Origin of the sequence: Cobetia sp. 1AS1, assembly GCF_029846435.1 — a bacterium.
GTDB classification, from domain to species: domain Bacteria; phylum Pseudomonadota; class Gammaproteobacteria; order Pseudomonadales; family Halomonadaceae; genus Cobetia; species Cobetia amphilecti.
In genome coordinates this window covers 182,759-205,973 of sequence record NZ_JARWKU010000008.1, presented here as the reverse complement: position 1 = coordinate 205,973, position 23,215 = coordinate 182,759, and the positions used below count along the sequence as shown (strand labels likewise).

14 protein-coding genes are annotated in these 23,215 nt (G+C 62.0%); 13 read left to right on the top strand and 1 reads right to left on the bottom strand.

Annotation, left to right across the window (positions count from 1 at the left end):
• The 6 genes from QD280_RS13745 to QD280_RS13720 form a co-directional block, all read left to right on the top strand.
• The coding region (locus QD280_RS13745) for a VCBS domain-containing protein (RefSeq protein ID WP_279839697.1) at nt 1–5,478 on the top strand (5,478 nt) is incomplete at its 5' end.
• Between the two features lie 97 nt (nt 5,479–5,575).
• Nucleotides 5,576–7,750: a type I secretion system permease/ATPase gene (locus tag QD280_RS13740; protein ID WP_225996285.1), complete on the top strand. Its 2,175-nt coding sequence runs from the start codon at nt 5,576–5,578 to the stop codon at nt 7,748–7,750.
• A complete protein-coding gene (locus tag QD280_RS13735; RefSeq protein WP_043334429.1) occupies nt 7,743–9,125 on the top strand; it encodes an HlyD family type I secretion periplasmic adaptor subunit in 1,383 nt (460 codons plus the stop codon). Before QD280_RS13740 ends, QD280_RS13735 begins: the two co-directional genes overlap by 8 nt.
• Before the next feature lie 33 nt (nt 9,126–9,158).
• A complete protein-coding gene (locus tag QD280_RS13730; protein WP_279836844.1) occupies nt 9,159–10,466 on the top strand; it encodes a TolC family outer membrane protein in 1,308 nt (435 codons plus the stop codon).
• A gap of 66 nt (nt 10,467–10,532) precedes the next feature.
• Entirely contained in the window at nt 10,533–12,482 is a 1,950-nt protein-coding gene (locus tag QD280_RS13725; RefSeq protein ID WP_279839692.1) for an EAL domain-containing protein, read from the top strand.
• A 22-nt stretch (nt 12,483–12,504) separates the two neighbouring features.
• Nucleotides 12,505–13,173 (top strand): transglutaminase-like cysteine peptidase, encoded by a 669-nt coding sequence (locus QD280_RS13720; RefSeq protein ID WP_279839690.1) that lies wholly within the window; start codon nt 12,505–12,507, stop codon nt 13,171–13,173.
• A 183-nt stretch (nt 13,174–13,356) separates the two neighbouring features.
• Here QD280_RS13720 and QD280_RS13715 read toward each other — a convergent pair whose 3' ends face one another.
• Nucleotides 13,357–13,770, bottom strand: coding sequence for a hypothetical protein (locus QD280_RS13715; protein ID WP_166020033.1), 414 nt, complete (start codon nt 13,768–13,770; stop codon nt 13,357–13,359).
• Between the two features lie 350 nt (nt 13,771–14,120).
• Between QD280_RS13715 and fabV the strand changes: the two genes are divergently transcribed.
• From fabV to astB, 7 genes are all read left to right on the top strand, one after another.
• Entirely contained in the window at nt 14,121–15,323 is a 1,203-nt protein-coding gene (gene fabV / locus QD280_RS13710) for an enoyl-ACP reductase FabV (RefSeq protein WP_043334421.1), read from the top strand.
• A gap of 252 nt (nt 15,324–15,575) precedes the next feature.
• On the top strand, nt 15,576–16,577 hold the full coding sequence (locus QD280_RS13705) for a GlxA family transcriptional regulator (protein ID WP_172978721.1): 1,002 nt from the start codon (nt 15,576–15,578) through the stop codon (nt 16,575–16,577).
• Nucleotides 16,578–16,733: 156 nt separating this feature from the next.
• Nucleotides 16,734–17,954 carry an aspartate aminotransferase family protein gene (locus QD280_RS13700; protein WP_279839688.1) on the top strand — a complete coding sequence of 407 codons (1,221 nt, stop codon included), beginning with the start codon at nt 16,734–16,736 and terminating at the stop codon, nt 17,952–17,954.
• A gap of 35 nt (nt 17,955–17,989) precedes the next feature.
• Nucleotides 17,990–19,051: an arginine N-succinyltransferase gene (locus tag QD280_RS13695; protein WP_279839702.1), complete on the top strand. Its 1,062-nt coding sequence runs from the start codon at nt 17,990–17,992 to the stop codon at nt 19,049–19,051.
• Nucleotides 19,051–20,082, top strand: a complete 1,032-nt coding sequence (astA, locus tag QD280_RS13690) for an arginine N-succinyltransferase (protein ID WP_043334418.1) — start codon at nt 19,051–19,053, stop codon at nt 20,080–20,082. Before QD280_RS13695 ends, astA begins: the two co-directional genes overlap by 1 nt.
• A gap of 150 nt (nt 20,083–20,232) precedes the next feature.
• A complete protein-coding gene (astD, locus tag QD280_RS13685) occupies nt 20,233–21,732 on the top strand; it encodes a succinylglutamate-semialdehyde dehydrogenase (protein ID WP_279839685.1) in 1,500 nt (499 codons plus the stop codon).
• A gap of 100 nt (nt 21,733–21,832) precedes the next feature.
• Complete coding sequence (gene astB / locus QD280_RS13680; RefSeq protein WP_279839682.1) at nt 21,833–23,179, top strand: N-succinylarginine dihydrolase; 1,347 nt, start codon at nt 21,833–21,835, stop codon at nt 23,177–23,179.
• The last annotated feature ends 36 nt before the right edge of the window (nt 23,180–23,215 follow it).

Below are 23,215 nucleotides of genomic sequence, written 5' to 3'. Positions count from 1 at the left end.
GCCTTCGTCGCCGCCACCGATGACAGCAGTGTCTACGGCAGCTTCGAGGTCGCCGCCGATGGCAGCTGGACCTACACGCTCGACAACGACGCCACCGAGACTCAGGCGCTGGCCGCGGGCGAGACCGTCACCGAGCAGTACACCGTCGAGCTGAGCGATGGCTCGACCACCACGGTCGACATCCTGATCACGGGCTCGGCCGACGCAGTGCCGGTCATCACGCTGGCTGACAAGGAAGTGACCGAGGCCACGGGTGAGACGGTCACTGACACCTTCGAGGTGGCAGCGGATGCCGGCATCGCCAGCGTTACCATCAATGGCACGGACATCACTTCGGCGTCAGTGGATAACCCCATCGTGATTCCGGGTGCGACTGATGACGAAGGCACGCTGACCATCACGGGCTACGATTCCGGCACCGTGTCCTACACCTATGTGGAGGATGGCACGGCTGCGGATCACTCGGCTGGCGACGATAGCGTGTTCGACAACTACGCCGTGGTCGTCACTGACCTGGCCGGGCAGAGCACCAGCGACAGTCTTGACGTCAAGATTCTGGATACCGCGCCGACGGCCAAGCCGGATGAGCGCGATATAGATGAAGATGCGACGGACGAGCTCACGGGCAACGTGATTGATGGTGCCAATGACAATGAGGACGTCCTGGGTGCAGACGCGCCGTTCATGGTCTGCAAACTGGACGATACCGGAATTGCCGACGGCGGCAGTGCCACGGTCACGGGCGACTACGGCACGCTGACGCTCAACAGCGACGGCAGCTATACCTACGTTCTGGACACCACCAAGACGCAGTCTCTGGCAGAGGGTGAACCGGCGAAAGACGTCTTCACCTATGTGCTGGAAGACAGCGATGGCGACTATTCCAGCACCACGCTGACCATCAATATCACCGGCTCGGCCGACGCAGCGCCGGTCATCGCGCTGGCTGACAAGGAAGTGACCGAGGCCACAGGTGCCACGGTCACTGACACCTTCGAGGTGGCAGCGGATGCCGGCATCGCCAGCGTCACCATCAATGGCACAGACATCACTTCGGCGTCAGTGGATAACCCCATCGTGATTCCGGGTGCGACTGATGACGAAGGTACGCTGACCATCACTGGCTACGATGCCGGCACCGTGTCCTACACCTATGTGGAGGATGGCACGGCTGCGGATCACTCGGCTGGCGACGATAGCGTGTTCGACAACTACGCCGTGGTCGTCACTGACCTGGCCGGGCAGAGCACCAGCGACAGCCTTGACGTCAAGATTGTGGATACCGCGCCTGTCGCCAATGACGACACCTACACCATTCGCGAAGATGATACGTCTCCGGATGGTGAGCCGGTGATCAACACCAGTGTCATTTCCAGTGTTGTCGGCGGCGGACAGGATGAGCTGGGCGCTGATGGCGTGACCATCACGCATCTGGATGGCATTTCACTGGCAGACAATGAGGGTAGCGTTACCGTCGATGGCAGCTACGGTAGCTTGACCATCAATACCGATGGCACCTTCAGTTATGACCTTGATGATGCGCGCGCTCAGGCACTGGGTGCCGGTGACCTCGTCAAGGAAGTATTCGAGTACACCATCCTGGATGCGGATGGCGACTCGGATACCGCCGACATCACCATCAATGTCCAGGGCTTGAATGACAAGCCGGTGGCCTATGACGACGGCCCGATCGTGGTCGAGGAAGATACTCCGGTCAGCGGCAACGTCCTGAACAACGATGTCGACGCCGATGGTGATGAGTTGAGCGTCGTCAGCTTCACTGTTGACGGGGTTACGTACGACCCGGGCAAGACAGCGGATCTTGGCGAAGTCGGCACACTTCTGATCAATGCTGACGGTACCTTCACCTTCACGCCCGGTGAGAATTACAACGGTCCGGTACCCGACACCACTTATGTGATCACGGATGGCACCGAGTTCGATGAAGCCATTCTCAGCTTCGAGGACGTCGCAGCGATTGATGACCCTGTCGTCATCAGTGCCGATGATGGCGCTGTTGCCGAAGATGGTGTGATGGAAGCGTCAGGTACGCTGACCGCGACCGATGTCGATAGTGATGCGCCGACGTTCACGCCGGCCACTGACGACAGCAGTCTCTACGGTACCTTCGCCGTCGATTCCGACGGCAACTGGACCTATACGCTGGATAACGACACTGCCGCTGTGCAGGGGCTGACATCTGCCGACACGATCAATGAGCAGTACATCGTGCAGCTCAGCGATGGCTCCAGCACGACAGTGGATATCGTCATCAAGGGAACTGATGATGCGCTGCCGGTCATCAGTTCACTGGAAGACCAGTCCGTCACCGAAGCGACCGGAAGCACGCTCACCAATACCTTTACCGTGTCAGCTGCAGCAGGTATCGCGGCAGTGACGATCGCTGGCGTGGATATCACGGATGCCAGCAACACACCGGTAGTGATCTCCAATCCAGCTGGTGAAGGCACGCTGACCGTGACCGGCTACGACGCCGACAGCGGTGAGGTCACCTACACCTATGTGGAAGATGGCACAGCGGCTGATCACACAGATGGCGATGACAGCGTCGTCGATGGTTTCACCGTCGTGGTAACGGATCTGGCAGGCCAGAGCACCAGTGACAGTCTCGATGTCACGGTGCTGGATACGGCGCCGGTAGCCAACGCTGATACGCGAAGCATTGGCGAGAATCGCAATGCTGCCGTTGTCGGCAATGTCGTGGATGGCACATCGGCGACTGCCGATACTCTGGGTGCCGATGCGGTAACCGTGACTGCCGTCATCGCCGGAGCGGAGACTGCCCCGGTGAGCGATGGCGCGGCGGCCGTGATCACGGGTGAGCACGGCGAGCTGACCCTGGCGGCGGATGGATCCTACAGCTATCAGTCAGCACGCGACGACCTGCAGTACCTGGCGGCCGGTGAGTCGGTCACGGACGTCTATACCTACGTGATCACGGATGCTGACGGTGATACCGCCACTACCACGCTGACCATCACCATCAATGGTAGCAACGATGCGCCGGAGATCAGTGTCAGCAGTGGCGACAGTGCAGCCGCCATCCTGACGGAGACGGATTCACCGCTGAGTGCCAGCGGGACTCTGTCGGTGGATGACGTGGATCTCAGCAACAGCGTGACGCCGAGCGTCACCGGCGTCTCCAGTGATGGCGATACCGGCACGTTGGACAACGATGACCTGCTTGCGCTGCTGGGTGTGGATACCGGGGCCATCATCGATGACGAGAGCACTGAAGGTACGCTCAACTGGTCCTTCGACAGCAGCGCTGCCGGGGAAAGCTTCGACTACCTGTCTGCAGGCGAGTCGCTGGTCCTGACCTACACCGTCACTGTCACGGATACGGCGGGAGCGACAGCTACCCAGGATGTCACCATTACCATTCAAGGAACGAATGATGCCCCGGTGGTGACTGCGACTGAAGGTCGCGTCAGCGAAGAAGGGCTCGAAGGCGGTATCGCCGACAGCGATGCGGCTGATGGCTTCACGGATACCACCGATGCCACCACTGTCACCGGTACGGTTTCTGTCACGGATGTCGACAGCGACAGCGTGTCACTGGTGTTGACGGAGCCGACCACGGCCATCACCTCCGGTGGCAGTGCGGTGTCCTGGTCCGGCAGCGGCACCCAGTCAATGGTGGCAACCGATGCTGATGGCAATGAAGTCGCGACGGTGACCATCGATGACAGCGGCGCCTATACCTTCACTCTGAGTCAGGCGGTTGATCACTCGGGTGATGGTGAAGATGTCCTGTCTCTGGACTTCGGTGTGCTCGCAACGGATAGCGAAGGCGCCAGCTCCATCGGCACGCTGACCATCGGCATCGAGGATGATGCCCCAGAGCAGCAGGAAGCGCAGAGCTTCTCGTCGACCCTGGTGGATACCAATCTCACTATCATTCTTGATGTGTCAGGTTCCATGAATGCAACTGATGGAATCGATGGTGAAACTCGCCTGCAGAGTGCTATTGATTCCATCAAGTCTCTGATTGAGGCCTACGATGACTTTGGTGACGTACGTATCAATCTGGTGACATTCTCATCCATCGGTACGGCTCAGAATGCTTGGGTGACCGTAGGAGAGGCTGAGAGCATTCTGGATAACCTGCAGGCCGGTGGTTATACCAATTATGATTCCGCTCTTGCAGCAGCTATCGAGAATTATTCTGAAGATGGAGCATTGGAGGATGCGCAAAGCATTTCCTATTTCTTCTCTGATGGTGAGCCAAACTTTGGCGATGGTGATGATGAAGCGCTGAATGTGCTTGTGGGGAATACCATTTACAGAGCAGATGCCGGTATCTCGAACGATGAAGAGGATATCTGGACTGACTTCCTGGTCGATAATGGCATCAAGTCCTACGCTATCGGCCTGGGTAGCAACGTCACAGAGTCCAACCTTGATCCGATTGCCTATGACGGTTCAGCGGATGAAGACCTCGATAGCACTGTCGTTACCAGCTTTGAGGATCTCGACGATACCCTCGCCGCTACTGTCCAATCACCGGTCAGTGGTCAGCTTGTCTCGGGCAGCTCCGTGGATGGCAGTCTGTTGGGGGCGGATGGCGGTTATCTGCAATCGGTCACCGTGGATGGCACGACCTACAGTTATGACCCGGCCACCAACACCGTGTCTGCAGTGGGCACGGACAATAGCAGCTACGATGCGGGCAGCCTGGAGTTGACCATCTCTACGGACCTGGGTGGCAGCATGCTGTTCAATCTGGGGAGCGGTGACTTCGCCTACACGCCGCCTAGCAATGTTACTGAGCGCTCCACAGACAGCTTCGATTACGTGACGGTCGACAATGACGGGGATACCAACGCCTCAAGTGTCAGCATCGACGTCGACAAGCTGTCGGTCCTGATCGGGACCTCTGGCAACGAGTCCCTGACGGGCGATGGCGATGGCCCGTTCTATGCGGACTATCTGATTGGCCAAGGCGGCAATGACACCCTGAGCGGTGGCGAGGGCAGCGATCGTCTGGAAGGTGGCAGCGGCAACGATACGCTGCGGGGCGGCACCGGCAACGATATCCTCTCTGGTGGTGAGGGCGATGATCTTCTGGTCGGAGGTGCCGGCAATGACATCCTGACCGGCGGCGATGGTGCCGATACCTTCCAGTGGCTGAGCGGTCATGACATCAACAGCGAAGGCGGCATGGCGACGGATACCATCACCGACTTCAGTGTCGCGGATGGCGATGTCATCGATCTTTCCGATCTGCTTCAGTCCAACGAAGATGCCGATACGCTCTCGAGCTTCCTGCACTTCGAGTCAGACGGAGAAGGTGGCACCAATATCGAGATCAGTGTCGATGGATCCGACGGCAGCAATATCACGCAAGAGATCAATCTGCAGGATGTCGACCTGACATCAGGTGGCGACACGGATACGCAGATCATTCAATCTCTGCTCGACAGCAACAGTCTCAAGACGAACGTTGACGGCTGAATCGATGTGATAGGGGAGATGGCTTAGGCTGTCTCCCCTTGCTGTATTAGACTTTGCCGTAGAGACATCTGCGAAGTGCCCTACTAAGGAGGACAGGTTGAGCGATCAACCCACGCCATTAAGACCGGAGCCCGTTGGCGAGAGGGAGGGCGACCCCCTTCTCAATGCGCTGGTCTTCATGGCGCGTTACCACGGCAATCCCAGATCTGCAGCAGTGCTGGTCGATGGCCTTCCCATGGAGGAAGGCCGTCTTCCCCTGGCGCTTGTCAGTCGTGCCGCGGCACGTGCCAATCTGAGTGCCAAACTGGTCAACCAGCAGATCACGGCCATCAGCGACATGCTGATGCCGTGCATTCTCATACTCAAGGAAGAGCGTGCTGTCGTCTTGCTGGAGGTCGACAACGACGCAGGCAAGGCCAGGATTCATCAGCCTGAGGCCGAGGGTGATGAGCTGGTGGACATCGAGTCACTGGCTGAGCGTCATGATGGGCGTGTCGTCTATCTCAAGCAGGAGCACCGCTTTGATGAACGCGCACCGGAAACGCTCAAGCAGAGCGATGGCCATTGGTTCTGGTCAACGCTGAAGCTGTCGCGGCCGATCTATCGTGACGTGATTCTGGCGTCGATATTGATCAACCTGTTTGCCGTGGCATCGCCACTGTTCGTGATGAACGCCTATGACAAGGTCGTGCCCAATCTGGCCTTCAACACGCTGTGGGTCTTGGCGACGGGCATGGCGATCATCATGGTGTTCGACTTCGTGATGCGCCAGACACGCGCCTACTTCATGGACACGGCCGGCAAGAAGTCCGAGGTGTTGCTGACCTCGAAACTCTTCTCCAAGACCATGAACCTGCGGATGGAAGCGCGTCCCGGCTCTGTCGGTGGCTATGTGAAGCACCTGCAGGAGTTTGATTCGATTCGAGAGTTCTTCACCTCCGCAACCCTGACCACCCTGGTCGATCTGCCGTTTGCCCTGCTGTTCCTGCTGGTGATCTGGATCGTGGCGGGGCCATTGGTTCTGGTGCCCTTCGCCGCGCTCGTGATCCTGCTCATCTACAGTCTGGCGATCCAGAAGCCGCTGCGCAGCAGCATCGAGCAGGGGTCGCGCCTGGCGACGGAACGCAATGCGCGCCTCGTCGAAGCAGTCTCCGGCCTCGAGAGCCTCAAGCTGGCCAATGCTCAGGGCGAAACCCAGCGTCGATATGAACGCGCCGTCGGGCAGATCGCGCATTGGGGGGTGAAAAGCCGCAACCTGACGACCTCTGTCAGCTCTCTGAGCATGTCGCTGACACAGGCCACCACGGTGGCGCTGGTCGTGTTCGGGGTCTATCTGATCGCGGATGCACGGCTGTCTGTCGGTGGCTTGATCGCCGCGGTCATGCTGTCCGGGCGTGCGTTGCAGCCGCTGGGGCAGTTGGCGTTGCTGATCACGCGCATCGGCCAGACTCGCAGTGCCATGAGTGCGCTTGAGCAGATCATGGCATTGCCGGAAGAGTCGGAAGATCGTCGTTACGTTCACCGCGAGCACCTGCAGATGCGCATCGAATTCGATCGCGTCGGCTTTGCCTATGCGCCGAATACGCCGCCTGCCGTGTCGGATATCTCATTGACCATCAATCCAGGTGAGAGGATCGCGATCATCGGGCGTATCGGTGCTGGCAAGAGTACCTTGCAACGTCTTGTCTCTGGTCTGTATCGCGCCACGGCGGGCAGCGTTCGAATCGATGGACTGGATCTCAATCAGCTGCATCCCGCCGACGTACGTCGGCATATCGGTCATGCGGGCCAGGACAGTTCACTGTTCTTCGGCTCCATTCGCGACAACATCACCCTCGGCCAACCACACGCCAGTGACGTACAGGTCGAACTCGCGGCTGATGCCTCCGGTGTGACCGAATTCACTCGTCATCACCCTGAAGGACTGGACCGTCAGGTGGGTGAGGGTGGGCGCATGCTCTCCAGCGGTCAGCGTCAGACGGTCTTGCTGGCACGCGCGCTCTTGATGCGTCCTCCGCTCTTGCTGCTCGATGAGCCCGGTTCGCACATGGATAACCGCGCCGAGCTGCGCCTGCGCAGAATGCTCAAGTCCCTGCCACGCAGCCAGACGCTGGTGCTGGTCACCCACAAGAGCAGCATGCTCGACGTGGTAGACCGCGTCATCGTCATGGAAGGGGGGCGCATCGTCGCCGATGGGCCCAAGCAGCAGGTGCTGAGCGCCCTGAATGAAGGCCGTGTCGCCGGGCGCAAGCAGGAGGTGAATCGTGGCTAAGGCACCGATTGAGCAGCGTGACCTTCACCATCTCGACGATGTCAGTTCGGCCGTGTTGCTGGCGACTCCCTGGAAGTCGCGCATCCTGATCTGGATGGTGCTCGCATTCGTGGTCATCTTCGTGATCTGGGCCAGTCAGGCGAGTCTGGAGGTCGTCACGCGCGGCTCCGGCAAGGTCGTGCCCTCGACGCACCTGCAGGTCGTCCAGAACCTGGAAGGCGGTATCGTGCGCGAGATCTATATCAAGGAAGGTCAGGTCGTCTCGCCGGGGGAGCCACTGCTGCGCATTGACGACACCAGTGCAGGTTCCGATCTGCGCGAGCGTGTCTCGACCCTCGATGGCCTGCAGGCCACCATCATGCAGTACGACACCGAGCTTGATTCCATCGAGGTCAACGCCTCCGCGGATGCCTGGAAGGATCAGGTGAGCGTGAAGAATATCGAGTTGCCCTTCGACGAAGAATTCAAGGCACGCAGTCCCGCTCTCGTGTCGCGTGCGATGACGGCGTATCGCACGCATCTGAATCAGCTCAACAGTGGCCTCAATGGCGCGCGTGAACAGATTCTGCAGAAGGAGCAGGAGTTGCGTGAGTTGAGATCGCGCATCAACAGTCTCGAGCGCAGCTATCAACTGTCACGTCGCGAGCTCGGCATGACGGCCCCGCTGGTGCGTGAAGGCGTGGTCTCTCAGGTGGACCTTCTCAAGATCCAGCGTGAGGTCAACGACCTGCGGGGTGATCTTGAATCGGCGCGACTGGCCGTGCCGGGCAAGCAATCGGAGCTGGATGAGGCCATCTCGAATCGGGTCGGCGTCGCGCAGGAATTTCGCTCACGTGCCGCGGAAGAGCTCGCCAAGACCCAGGCGGATCTGGGTCGCTTGCGTGAGGGGCGCACCAGTCTTCAGGACCGACTCGATCGTACTTTGGTGACCTCTCCGGTTCAGGGCGCCATCAAGACGCTGAATATCAATACCATAGGCGGCGTCATCGAGCCCGGGGAAGACCTGATGGAGATCGTTCCCATCGAGGATCAGCTACTGGTTCAGGCGCGAGTCGCTCCCAAGGACATCGGCTTCCTGAGAATCGGACAGCCGGCCGTCGTCAAGTTATCTGCCTACGACTTCACCATCTACGGTGGATTGGAAGGCAAGGTCGATCAGATCAGTGCGGATACTGTGCAGGATGAAGAAGGCAACAGTTTCTACGAGATCAAGGTGCTGACGGAGCAGAACCACCTTGGCAGTGACTCGGATCCGCTCACGATCATCCCGGGCATGCAGGCCAGTGTCGATGTGATCACTGGCAATCAGACCGTACTGCAATATTTGATGAAGCCGATTCTGCGCGCTAGGCAAGGTGCCTTGCGTGAACGTTGATCAAGGATTTGATGGATTCGAGGGTAACTCATAATGAAAAAGACACTCTTGGCGTTGAGCATCGCCGCAGGGATGGGGTTTGGCGTTCAGGCTTCGGCTGCGACTCTTGAAGAGGCCGTATCCCGAGCGGTAATGGAAAACCCGCGCACGCGCGTTCAGGTTTCACGTCACATCCAGCGACTCGAAGAAGCGGAAACCCAGCGCGGGGCGTATCGCCCGACGGTGGATCTGACCGGTCGTCTGGGCTATGGCAAGTTCGACTCGGAAGATGACGGCGTCAATGACGATGACGACTGGCACGATTACACGCGCCTTGATCTGACCATCCGTCAGCTGCTCTGGGACGGCAACACGACAATCGAGCGCATTCGCCAGGCCGAGACAGAGGCGGACTACCAGCGCCTGCAGGTCGCGGCCGAGGCCAATGACATCGCGCTGGATACGGCCGGTGCCTATCTGCAGGTCATGCGTGATGAGCTGATTCTCAAGTATGCACAAGCCAATCTCGAGGCTCACCGTCGTATCTCGAATGATATCGGACGGCGTGCGGAATCCGGCCTTGGTGCGCGCAGTGACGTGCGTCAGGTGGATGGTCGTCTGGCCAATGCCGAAGCCAGCGTGCTGTCATCGATCAACAATCTCGAGGATTCCCGCTCAGCCTATCTGCGTCTGGTGGGTGAGATGCCGTCGGACCTCAGCATGCCGGGCATCGACACCAGCCTGCTCAGCGAGGATGTCGAGAGCGCCTACGTGCAGGCCAATCAGCGCAACCCGCTGTTGGCGGCAGCGCGGGTCTCCATTGACGCTGCACGCCATGAAGTGAACGCCGAGAAGGGCGATAACTACCCCGAGTTCAGTCTCGAGGGCAATCGCACGCTGGACAATGATTATGACCAGGACAAGAGCAAGTCAGACGACTGGAGCGTCGAACTGGTCATGCGCTACAACCTGTATCGTGGCGGCCGTGATCAATCCGAGATCCGCGGTCGTCAGGCAGCGCTGGAAGCGGTCGAGCACGACAATGATCGCGTGATGCGCGATGTGCGTGACGAGATTCGTCTGGCATGGAATGCCCGCGAGAACCTCAAGCGTCAGATCGATTACCTGGAAAGTTATGTGCGTGCCGCGACCGATACCCGCGAGAGTTATCGCAAGCAATTCGATATCGGACGCCGCACATTGCTGGACCTTCTGGATAGCGAGAGTGAGCTGTTCACCTCTCAACAGAACCTGATTCGCGCCCGTTTTGATCTGGAAACCGCCAACTATCGCCTGCTGTCGGCGACCGGCGCTCTGCTGGATTCCATGAGTGTTGCCGTCCCCGTCCAACAACAGGGCTAAGCCACCCACGGCGCTCCCGAACCCTGGGTGCGCCGTTGCCATGCTGATGGTTGATGAGGAAATCAGATGAGTCTTTCGCGCCGCCTGTTTACCTTGATGTTGCTGGTATTGTTGGGGTTCTCCCTCGGTATCTTCTTCATCCAGGTCAACAACACCCGTGATGCACTGGCCGAACGACAACGCGTCGAACTCTCGAATCTCGCCCAGAGCTTGAGTCTCGCGCTGGTGCCACATGTAGAGCTTGGCGATGCCGCCAGTGCCGAAGCCCTGATGCGTGCCACGGTAGATGGTGGTCATGTGCGCGATGCCAGGCTGGAGAGCGTGGCCATCGCGACACCCATCGCCTTCAATGTCGTGCGCGAGAGTCTGGCACCGCAGTGGTTTCGTGACCTGATTCCCATGCCGGTGGAATCTGCGAGTCGCGAGCTGCCGGGTGGCTGGGCGTCGCTGGGCACGATCAGCCTGACCGGCGAATCTGCCCAGGGCTATGACCAGCTCTGGCAGCTGGCCAAGCGTCTGGCGCTGTGGCTGTTGCTGGGCGGTCTGATCACGCTGCTGATTGCCTCATTGGTCATGCGTCGTCTGCTGCGCCCGCTGGAGCGTCTCTCGTCTCGCCTCAATGAGATGGAGACACAGCGCTTCGACGCGCCGCTGGAAGAGACCAGCGTGGCGGAGCTCAAGGGCATCACCTCGGCGGTCAATCGTCTTGGACAGCGCCTGCAGACCCAGTTCGAGGCTCAGGCCGCGCAGTTGGCGCGTCTGCAGCGCCAGGCGGAAGAAGACTCGGTATCGGGGCTTGGCAACCGCGGCTATTTGAATCGAGCGGTCGATGAGTGGCTGAGCGAGCCGATGGGTGGCAGCTTCGCGTTGCTGCGCGTGTCGCATATCGAGGTGGTGTATCGCGAGCAGGGCTACAAGGGGCGTGACGCCCTGGTGAAAGCCATCGCGCGCAAGCTGGAAGATCGCGAACTGGCGGGTGAGGCGATCATTGCCGCGCGTCTGGCCAATAGTGATTTCGGCCTGTTGCTGCCGGAAACCGACGAGGCTCGGCTTCAGGAGTTTCTCACGCTATTGGCGGAGGATATCGACAACCTGCTGGATGCCAATCCGCTGGTGGATACTCCGCCGGAGAACTGTGCCCTTGGCGCCGTTCGGCGTGAGCCGGGCATGCAGCGCACCCAGATGTTTGCCGTTGCAGATGCCACGCTTCGTCAGGCCATCGAGCAAGGGTCTGGCGTGGAACTGGCCCCTGCGGGTGGGCGTGCGCGTCCGCGAGGCGAGTGGCGCGAGATCATCGAAAAGGCCCTGGATTCCCCCAAGGGACTCGACTTCGTTGCCCAGCCGGTGTTGCTCAACGATGGTGGTGAGCTCCATCGCGAGCTGTTTGCCCGTCTGCGCGATGGTGATGAACTGCATCGTGCGGGTGATTTCCTGCCCGTGATTCGCCATTTCCGCATGGGGGCGCAGTTTGATCTGCGCGCTCTGGAGTGGCTGGCGTCCTATATCGACCGGATTGAAGTGCCCAGGCTGGCGCTCAACCTGACCGAAGAAACCTTCGACGATGAAGCCAGTTATATTGGTCTGCTCAACTGGTTGGCGGCGCATCCGCGTCTGTGCAAGCGTCTGGATATCGAGGTGTCCGAAAGCATCGCCCTCAGGCATCAGGAGCGTATCAAGATGCTGTTCCGACATGCTCGCCGACTGGGCGCGCGGGGCGGCATCGACCGCTTCGCCCGAGAGCTGAAGGAGCTCAGCTATCTGTCGGCGCTGCGGCCTGATTACGTCAAGATCGACCAGGCGTTCTTCAAGCGCGAAGACGTCGACACCGAGCTGTTGCAGAGTCTGTGCATGACCGCGCATCAGGTCGAGTCGCAGGTCATCGTGACCCGCGTCGAGTCCGAGGCGGATCAGGAGCGGGCGATGTCGCTGGGCGCAGATGGCTATCAGGGCTTCGTGTCACCGGCAGTCGATGTCATGGCAAGGCTCGCCAGTCCAGCAGAAGATATGCCTCGCTAAGTGACATTCAGGGTGCCTCGACATGAATCATCGCCGCTGGTGGGAGGGTCTTGCGGTCGGGGTGCTGCTGGTGTTGTCGCTCGGTGCGGGTCTGGCACAGGCGGTGGATTCCCGCCAGTTCATCCAGATCTACGGGACAGGTGGCTGGAATCGTGTGCAGCAATGGCAGCAACTGTTGCAGCGCCTGGAGGACGCGCCGGTCAGGCGCCAATTGAGCGAAGTGAACGATTTCTTCAATCGTCTCAACTTCACCGATGACCTCAGCGTCTGGGGAGCGACCGATTACTGGGCGACGCCGCAGGAGTTTCTGGGGGCAGGGGCCGGTGATTGCGACGACTTCGCCATGGCCAAGTACCTGACCCTGCGCGAGCTTGGCGTACCGGAAGACCGCCTGCGCCTGCACTACGTCAAGGCGCTCAGCCTCAACCAGTTCCACATGGTCGTGACCTATCAGGGCGCCAATACGCGCAATCCTGATGTACTGGACAACCTGAACAGTTCCATCCTGCCGGCCAGTGAGCGCACGGACCTGCTGCCGATCTACAGTTTCAATGGCAGTGCGCTGTGGATGAGCAAACGTCTGGAAGGGGGCAAGCGCATCAGCGACAGCCGAGGCCTTTCAAGTCTGTCTGATTGGCAGAAGCGCCGCGCACAAGGGGTGCTGAGAGTGCCGCGTCATAAACGGCCATGAGCTCGGCGGCGTAAGCCCCCTCGAGGAATGGCGATTGAGCTCTGCTGAGCACTACTAAGCACTGCTAAGCACTACAGCACGACAAGACACCCCGTGACCTTCCGGTCGCGGGGTGTCTTGCCATTCGGGCGTTGCAGGCCAGAGCCCTCGTCAGGCTTCCCCATGCAGGTTGCGGGCGGGGCGCTAGCGGGGCGTATTGCCGCGCAGGTGCAGAATCTCGAGCAGATTGCCGTAGCGATGGCGACTCGGCATCGTGGCCAGCCCCGAAAACAGTAGCCAGAACATGCGCCGGCCACGTGTCAGACGATGCGTATGCTGCAGCAGGCGTGACAGCAGCTGGCTGTCATCGAAGCCCTTGAAGTTGGGCGTCATGCTGACCTGTTCTCGCACCAGTACCGGCGCCATCTCCAGCCGATAGAGCTTTTCCAGTTCCTGAAAGCTCAGCCCCTGGGCTTCGACAACTTCTGCCATGTGCTGATACTCGGCTTCACGTGGGTCGCGCTCCAGCCACAGTGGAGACAGCGCCAGCCAGATGTCCTGTCGGCGCTCGAGCAGGGCGGCCACATCGGGGGCGAGGTGAGCGTTCTGATCGTTCATGAAAACATCCTGGGCAGAGCCTGTCGGACAGTGCGGCTGGCAACCAGCGGCGAATGCAGGACGGCAGTGGAATGGCAGTACGTGAAAAGGCCTACATGATACGGCAGCCGCCGCGGCTGGCTCCAGTGATATGCAGGTAGATGGCGGATCATGACGGCAGGGCGGACAGCGTCGCCGACAGCCGCTAGAATAGCGCCCATGAGCTGGCACTGAGCCTGCTTTACGGGATTCGAACGCCCTATTTCACGATACGCTTCACCATCCAAGGACGGCCATTGCCTGCTGTCAGGGTGAAGCGAGTATCGCATCGGCGGGTACACGCCGGGCCAACAGCAAACGAGGTTCTTTACGTGATCATCAAACCCAAGGTTCGTGGCTTCATCTGCACCACCACACATCCCAAGGGCTGCGAGCAGAATGTCGCCGAGCAGATCGCCATCACCCGCAAGACAGTCGGTGACAAGCGTGACGGTGGTCCGAAGAAGGTGCTGGTGATCGGTTCTTCCAGTGGCTATGGCCTCGCGGCACGCATCACGGCAGCCTTCGGTTATGGTGCCGATACCCTGGGCGTGTTCTTCGAGAAGCCGGGCACCGAGAAGAAGGCCGGCACCGCAGGCTGGTACAACTCTGCCGCCTTCGACAAGTTCGCCAAGCAGGAAGGCCTCTACAGCCAGGCCATCAACGGCGATGCCTTCTCGCATGAGACACGCGCCAAGGCCATCGAGCTGATCAAGGCCAACATGGGCGAAGTCGACCTCGTCGTCTACTCGCTGGCCTCTCCGGTGCGCAAGCTGCCGGACAGCGGTGAAGTGAAGCGCTCCGTGCTCAAGCCGATCGGCGAGACCTACCGCGCGACTGCCATCGACACCAACAAGGACACCATCATCGAAGCGGAGGTCGAGCCGGCCACCGAGCAGGAAATCGAAGATACCGTCACCGTGATGGGTGGTCAGGATTGGGAGCTGTGGATGCAGGCGCTGGACGACGCCGGCGTGCTGGCTGAGGGCGCCCGCTCCGTCGCCTTCAGCTACATCGGCACCGAGATCACCTGGCCGATCTACTGGCACGGTGCGCTGGGTCGCGCCAAGGAAGATCTGGACCGCGCCGCCGGCAGCATCCACGAGAAGCTGTCCGCCAAGGGCGGTCGTGCCCACGTGGCCGTGCTCAAGTCCGTGGTTACCCAGGCCAGCGCCGCGATCCCGGTCATGCCGCTCTACATCTCCATGGTCTACAAGATCATGAAGGAGAAGGGCCTGCACGAAGGCACCATCGAGCAGCTCAACCGCTTCTACGCCGAGCGCTTCTACGGCGAAGGCGAGATCGCCACCGACGAGTCCGGCCGTCTGCGTCTCGACGACTGGGAGCTGAAGGACGACGTCCAGCAGGCCTGTCAGGAACTGTGGCCGCAGGTCACCAGCGACAACCTGTTCGACATCACCGACTACGCCAGCTACAAGCAGGAATTCTTGAAGCTGTTCGGCTTCACCCGTGACGACGTCGACTACGATGCCGATGTCGCCACCGATGTCGAGTTCGATGTCGTTCAGATGTAAGAGCGCCTCAGCATAAGCGCGCCTCGGCATAAGCGCAGAGGGAGTGGCAGCTCGCTGAGCGCTGCCCGTTGAGACCTGAGCGCTGCCCGCTGAGCACTGCATGTTGAGCACTGATGACGCCATCCTTCGGGGTGGCGTCGTCGTGTGTGGCGGCCTCATCTCGAGCGTCATGCCAGTGAGGGCCAGGCACAAGTGCCAGAGGCATGGCACAATATGGCGCCACCCTCACGCGACGGACCCCGACTCACACTCATGCCCGTGGATTCACTGGTTTCCCCCCAGGCCCAGCAACGCCAGATAGGCTTCGTGCTGCTGCCCGGCTTCTCGTTGTTGTCCCAGGCCTGTGCGCTGGAGCCCCTGCAGGTGGCCAACCAGCTCGCGGGGCAGACACTCTATCGGGCCGTCACCTTCGCGCTTGACGGACGTGGCGTGGCGTCCGCGGCGGGCTTGAGTCTCTCGCCGGACAGTCTGGTCGCCAGTGATTCGCGCCATCTGGACGCCCTGTTCGTGTGCGGTGCTCAGCCGGCGGGCGAGGCGAGCCTGCAGGAGGTGGCCTCGAATCCCGCGCTGCTGGCCTGGCTCAAGCGTCTGGCCGAGCGTGGCGTGATGCTGGGCGGCATCTCCACCGGCACCCGTGAGCTGGCTCGCGCCGGGTTGCTCGATGGCTATCGTGCGACGATTCACTGGCAGCGCGCCGAATCCTTCCGCCGCGACTTCCCGCAGGTCAACGTCTCCCATCAGCTTTATGAGCTGGACCGCGATCGTGTCACCTGCGGCGGTGGCACCGCGGCGATGGACATGATGATGACGCTGATCGCCCAGCAGCATGGCCGCGCGCTGGCCGAGAAGGTCTCCGAGCACTTCGTCTGCGAGCGCATCCGGCTGGCGGACGAGCCACAGCACGTGCCGCTCAAGAACCGTTTCGCCCATGCGCCCCAGCCGCTGGTGGAGGCCGTGACGCTGATGGAGGCCAATATCGAGGAGCCGCTCTCTACCCACGAGATCGGCGAGCACCTCGGCATCTCGCGGCGTCAGCTGGAGCGGCTGTTCAAGAAGCATCTGCAGGCGGTGCCCAGCCGCTACTATCTGGATCTCCGCCTGGCGCGCTCGCGTCAGCTGCTGCGCGAGAGCGATCAGCCGATCGGCGAGATCGCGCTGGCCACCGGCTTTTCCAGCGCCGCTCACTTCTCCACGGCGTTTCGCAACCATTTCGGGCGTAGCCCCCGCGACGAACGTCTCATGCTGCAGGCCTGACACCTTCCCTGGATGACAAAAGTCGCCTCCTGACATAAGTCGTCGTCCTTTCGCTGAAAGTCTTTGTCATCTCGCCTCCCTATACTCGAGTGTCATGACCCGTGGCTTGCCGATCATCGGCCGGCCACGCCAAGACCCCGCGATGAGGAAGAGACGATGACCCAGCTGACCCGTGCCGATTTCGACCATGCCATGGTGCCCAACTACGCACCCCAGGCTGCCATTCCGGTACGCGGCGAGGGTAGCCGCCTGTGGGATCAGGAAGGTCGCGAGTACATCGATTTCGCCGGTGGCATCGCCGTCACCTCGCTGGGTCACTGTCACCCGGCGCTGGTCAAGGCGCTCAAGGACCAGGCCGACAAGGTCTGGCACCTGTCCAACGTCTACACCAACGAGCCGGCACTGGCGCTGGCCAAGGCGCTGACCGAGCGCACCTTCGCCGACAAGGTCTACTTCTGCTCCTCCGGTGGTGAGGCCAACGAGGCCGCGCTCAAGCTGGCGCGTCGTTTCGCCCACGACACCCATGGCGAGAAGAAGGACAAGATCATCTCCTTCCGTCAGTCCTTCCATGGCCGCACCTTCTTCACCGTCAGCGTCGGTGGCCAGCCCAAGTATTCCCAGGGCTTCGGGCCGATTCCGGGCGGTATCCAGCACGCCGAATTCAACAATCTCGACTCCGTGCGCGAGCTGATGGGCGATGACACCTGCGCGATCATCGTCGAGCCGCTGCAGGGCGAGGGCGGCATCATTCCGGGCGAGCAGGCCTTCCTCGAAGGACTGCGTGAGCTGTGCGACCAGCACGATGCGCTGCTGATCTTCGATGAAGTCCAGAGCGGTGCCGGGCGTACCGGCCACCTGTACGCCTACCAGCACTTCGGTGTGGTGCCGGACATCCTGACCACCGCCAAGGGCATCGGCGGCGGCTTCCCGCTGGGCGCCATGCTGACCACCGATCGCATCGCACCGGCCATGGCCATCGGCACTCACGGTTCTACCTACGGCGGCAACCCGCTGGCGTGTGCCGTGGGTCTGGCGGCGCTCGAGACCATCGATACCCCGGAAACCCTCGACGGTGTCGCGCACCGCCACCAGCTGCTGCGCAACGGCCTGGAGGGCATCGCCAAGCGTCACGGTGTCTTCAAGGAAGTACGTGGCATGGGCCTGTTGATCGGTGCCCAGATGGCGCCGGACTACGCAGGGCGCGCCAAGGACATTCTCAACCTGGCGATGGAAGAAGGCCTGATGGTGCTGATCGCCGGTCCTGACGTGCTGCGTCTGGCGCCGTCGCTGGTGATCAGCGAAGAAGAGATCCAGACCGGTCTCGACAAGCTCGACCGCGCCGTGGCGAACTTCGTCGCCGCCTCTGCATCTGCATGAGCAGCGCCATGAGCAGCGCCATGAGCAGTGCCCCGATGCTGGTGGTGCGGCCTGCCGAAAGCCGCGATCTGCTCGCCCTCGAGCGGCTCGCGGCCACGGCAACGCCTCGCCTGACCAATCTACCGGCACATCGTGACCGCCTCGAGGAGCGCATTCTGCGCTCCCAGCGCAGTCTGCGAGCCGAGATCGACTTCCCGAGCGACGAGATCTACTGCTTCGTGCTGGAAGATCTCGACACCGGCGAAGTGGTCGGTACCGCCTCGCTGCGCGCCGAGGCTGGCGCGCGGGAGGCCTACTACACCTATCGTCAGGAAACGCTGATCCACGCCTCGCAGCAGCTCAACGTGCGCCACGAAGTGCAGACGCTGTCGCTGTCGCATGAGGTGTCGGATGCCACGCTGCTGTGCGCGCTGTCGCTGGATGCCCGCTACCGCGAGACGGATGCGGACAGCCTGCTGCGCCGCGCACGCCTGATGTTCATCGCTCAGTACCCGGAGCGCTTCGCCACGGAACTGGCGGTGGCCTTCCCGGGCTATCTGGAAACGCGCGACGAGCGTCAGGTCAGCCCGTTCTGGGACAGCGTCGGTCAGCACTTCTTTGATCGTGATTTCAATGAAATCAATCAGATGGCGGGGGTGCGCTCCAAGAGCTTCATCGCCGAGGTCATGCCGCCGTTCCCGCTCTATCTGCCGCTGCTCACCCCCCAGGCGCGCGCCGCTATCGGGCGTGAGAATCCGCGCCATGAGTACGCCATGCAGGAGATGCTCGCCGAGGGCTTCTCGCGCTCGCGTCATGTCGACATCTTCGATGCCGGCCCCTTGCTGCTGGCGGAGTGCGAGCGTCTGCACACCTTCAAGCAGTGCGGTTGGCATCCGGTGCGTATCCGCCCGCAGGAAAGCCTGCCGGATGCGGTACCAGCGATGGTGGCCAACCAGCGTCTCGGCGATTTCCGCTGCGTGCTGGCGCGCTATGCCCTGACGCCGACCGGCCAGCTGATGCTGACGCCGCAGCAGGCCGAGGTACTGGGCGTGGAAGAGGGGCGTGCGGTGCTTGCCGTGCCGATGCCATTGCCGACGATGGATGAGGGAGAGTTGTAATGCGCATTCGTCCTATCGCACGACACGATATCGAAGGCCTCAAGGTACTGGCGCGGGAAACCGGTGTCGGCTTCACCTCGCTGCCGGACAATCATGAGTTTCTCAGCGCCAAGATAGAGCGCACCCTGGCCGCCTTCGAGGGCCGCGAACCCAGCGATGATCGCCTGTACTTCTTCGTGCTCGAGGATGATCGCGATGGCAGTATCGCGGGCTGCTGTGCCATCGAGGCCTGCGTGGGCACCGATGCGCCGTTCTATCACTACCGTCTCGGTTCGCTGGCGCACTCCTCGGTGCAGCTCGATCTGCATCGCACCCTGGATACGCTGACGCTGTGCTCCGATCACACCGGCGATGCCGAGGTCTGCTCGCTGTTCCTGCGTGAGGGCTGGCGCAAGGACCGCAACGGCGCGCTGCTCTCCAAGGTGCGCTGGCTGTTCATGGCCCAGTTCCGCGCGGCCTTCCCCGACAAGGTGCTGGCCGAGATGCGCGGTGTCTTCACGCCCGAAGGGCGCAGCCCGTTCTGGGAGTGTCTGGGCAGCCACTTCTTCCCGATGGACTTCAATGAGGCCGACCGCCTCACCGGCATGGGCCAGAAGAGCTTCATCGGCGAGCTGATGCCCAAGTTCCCGATCTATACGCCGTTTCTCTCCGAGCCCGCGCGGGCCGCCATCGGGCAGGTACATGAGCACACCCGTCCGGCGGTGGCGATGCTCAAGAAGGAAGGGCTGCGCTGGGAAGGCTACGTCGACATCTTCGATGGCGGCCCGACGGTCGAGGCCTATATCGATGATGTGCGCGCCGTGCGTGACAGCCAGCTGGCGAGTGTCGAGGTCATCGCGTCCGATGCCCCGGCCTGCGAGCGTCCCGCCGTGATGGCTGCCACCACCGGCATGGCCGACTTCCGTGCCAGCTGGATCAGCCACGACGTCACCCGGGACGACTCCGGCGCCTGCCATGTGCGCCTGCACCGTGATGAGGCCGAACGCCTCGGCGTCACCGGCGGCGACACGCTGCGCGTGCTGGCCGGCTGAAGCGCCGCCCCGGGCATCCGCTTCTTCGCGCCATCTCGCAGGCGCACACCGCCTTGCGTCCTTTTGCCATCAGCGGGGCAGATCGCCAACTGCCCCGTTACTCCTTGTTCAGCGTCGCTCGCGCGGCGCGCCCTTTCGATGAGGCATGCCATGACCACTACGAATTCGACTCCCGCCACACTCAACGTGCGTCAACAGCTCTTCATCGACGGCGCATGGCAAGCGGGTGAGGCCGCATCCTTCACCAAGACCGACCCCGTCTCCCACGCACGTCTGTGGCAAGGCGCCGCTGCCACTGCCGAGCAGGTCGAGCAGGCCGTCGCGGCAGCGCGTCAGGCATTCCCGGCCTGGGCGCGCCTGGGCTTCGAGGCGCGTCTGGCGGTGGTGGAGCGCTTCCGCGATCAGCTGGAGCAGCACCGCGAAGCGCTGGCGATCAGCATCGCCAGCGAAACCGGCAAGCCGCTGTGGGAAGCGCGCACCGAGGTCGGCGCGATGATCGGCAAGATCGCGATCTCGGTGAAGGCCTATCATGAGCGCACCGGCGAGCGCGCCAGGGATGTCGCGGGCACCCAGGCAGTCCTGCGCCACCGTCCGCACGGCGTGATGGCGGTCTTCGGCCCCTACAACTTCCCGGGTCATCTGCCCAACGGACACATGGTGCCGGCACTGCTGGCGGGCAATGCCTGCGTGTTCAAGCCCTCCGAGCTGACCCCGGCCACCGCCGATCTCACCCTGCAGTGCTGGGAGGCCGCGGGCCTGCCGGCCGGCGTGATCAATCTGGTGCAGGGCGCGGCGGAAGTCGGCCAGGCCCTGTCCCAGTCCGAGGGCATCGATGGGCTGCTGTTCACCGGCAGTGCCAAGGTCGGCAAGCTGCTGCACCGTCAGTTCGCCGGTCAGGTCGGCAAGCTGCTGGCGCTGGAGCTGGGTGGCAACAACCCGCTAGTGGTACGCGATGTGCAGGATGAAGCCGCCGCGGTACTGGCGATCATCCAGTCGGCCTTCGCCTCAGGCGGTCAGCGCTGTACCTGTGCGCGACGCCTGATCGTGCCGCAGGGCGAGGTCGGTGATCGTCTGATCGAGACACTGGCCACGGCGCTGCGTGAGTTGCGGGTGGCGGGTCAGTTCGCGCAGGACGCCCCCTTCTATGGCGGCCTGGCAAGCGTCACCGCGGCCGAGGGGCTGCTCAAGGCGCAGGACGATCTCGAAGCGCTGGGCGGCAACGTCATCGTGCGCATGCAGCAGGTGGAAGAGGGCACCAGTCTGCTCAGCCCGGCGCTGATCGATGTCACCGGCCTTGCGCTCGAGGACGAGGAATTCTTCGGCCCGCTGCTCAAGATCCATCGCTACACCGATTGGGACGACGCCATCGCGCTGGCCAATGACACCCGCTACGGCCTCTCGGCCGGGCTGATCGGTGGCGATCGTGCTGACTGGGACGACTTCCTGCTGCGCATTCGCGCAGGCATCGTCAACTGGAACCGCCAGACCACCGGCGCCTCCGGCGATGCGCCCTTCGGTGGCATCGGCGACAGCGGCAACCATCGCCCCAGTGCCTATTACGCCGCCGACTATGTCAGCTATCCGGTCGCCTCGATGGAAGCCGAGGAGCTGGCGCTGCCCGCGAACCTGCCGGCCGGTATCCGTCTGTAAGGCCGTCCGTTCGGGCACCGTTGCCGCTTACCCATTATTGACCACGACGCCCGCCGTGCCTGTTTGCTGAGCTGGCAAGGCGTCGTGGCAGGAGACCTTCATGTCCGATACTCCGTATCAAGAGATCAATTTCGATGGCCTGGTCGGCCCGACCCACAACTACGCCGGCCTGGCGCATGGCAACGTGGCCTCGATGCGCCACGGCGGCCTGGCCTCCAACCCGCGCGAAGCCGCGCTGCAGGGCCTCGACAAGATGAAGTCGCTGGCGGATCTGGGTTATGCACAGGGGATTCTGCTGCCGCAGCAGCGCCCGGACCTTGGTGCACTGCGCGATCTCGGCTTCACCGGCAGCAACGCCCAGGTGTTGAAGGCGGCCAGCGAGCAGGCACCGCAGCTTCTGCGTGCGGTGTGTTCCGCCTCCAGCATGTGGACAGCCAACGCCGCCACCGTCACGCCATCGCGCGACAGTGGTGATGGCCGCGTGCATTTCACGCCGGCCAACCTGCAATCCAGCTTCCACCGCTACCTGGAGCCCGCGACCACCGGACGCATCCTGGGCGCCATCTTCGCCGACGATGGCCACTTCGCGCATCACCCCGCGCTGCCCGCGACGCCGGCCTTCTCCGATGAGGGCGCCGCCAACCATACGCGGCTGTGCGATGGCCACGGCGGGCCGGGCGTGCATCTCTACGTCTATGGCCGTCAGGCCTTCGGCGGTGATGGTGTCGAACCGCGTCGCTATCCGGCGCGCCAGACGCTGGAAGCCAGTCAGGCCGTCGCGCGTCAGCATGGCCTGAGCGAAGGTCAGGTGGTGTTCGCCCAGCAGCACCCGGACGCCATCGATGCCGGCGTCTTCCACAACGACGTGATCGCGGTGGGCAATGGCCCGGTGCTGTTCTATCACGAGCTGGCCTTCCGCAATGAAGAGACGGTGCTTGATGAGATTCGCGCCAAGCTGTCCACGCCGCTGATCCCGATCCGTGTACCGCTGGAAGCTGTCAGTCTCGAGGATGCCGTGTCGTCCTATCTGTTCAATTCTCAGCTGCTCTCCAACGACGATGGCAGCATGACGCTGGTGGTGCCGGGCGAGTGTCAGGAGAACGAGGCGGTATGGAACGCGTTGCAGAATGCGATTCTGGCCGGCCCGAACCCGATCGGCGAAGTGCTGGTCAAGGACGTGAAGCAGAGCATGCGCAATGGCGGCGGCCCGGCCTGTCTGCGTCTGCGCGTGGTGCTCAGCGATGCCGAGCGCGCCGCACTGTCCGGGCGCGTGATGATGACCGACACGCTGCACGCCGAGCTGGGTGACTGGGTCAAGCGTCACTATCGTGACAGCCTGACACCGGCAGACCTCGCCGATCCGCAGCTGGCCGAGGAGACACTGACGGCATTGGATGAGCTGACGCGGCTGTTGAAGGTCGGCAATGTCTACGCCTTCCAGCGCTGATCGCCCTTGCTGAAGCCATGAACGACACAGCCCCCA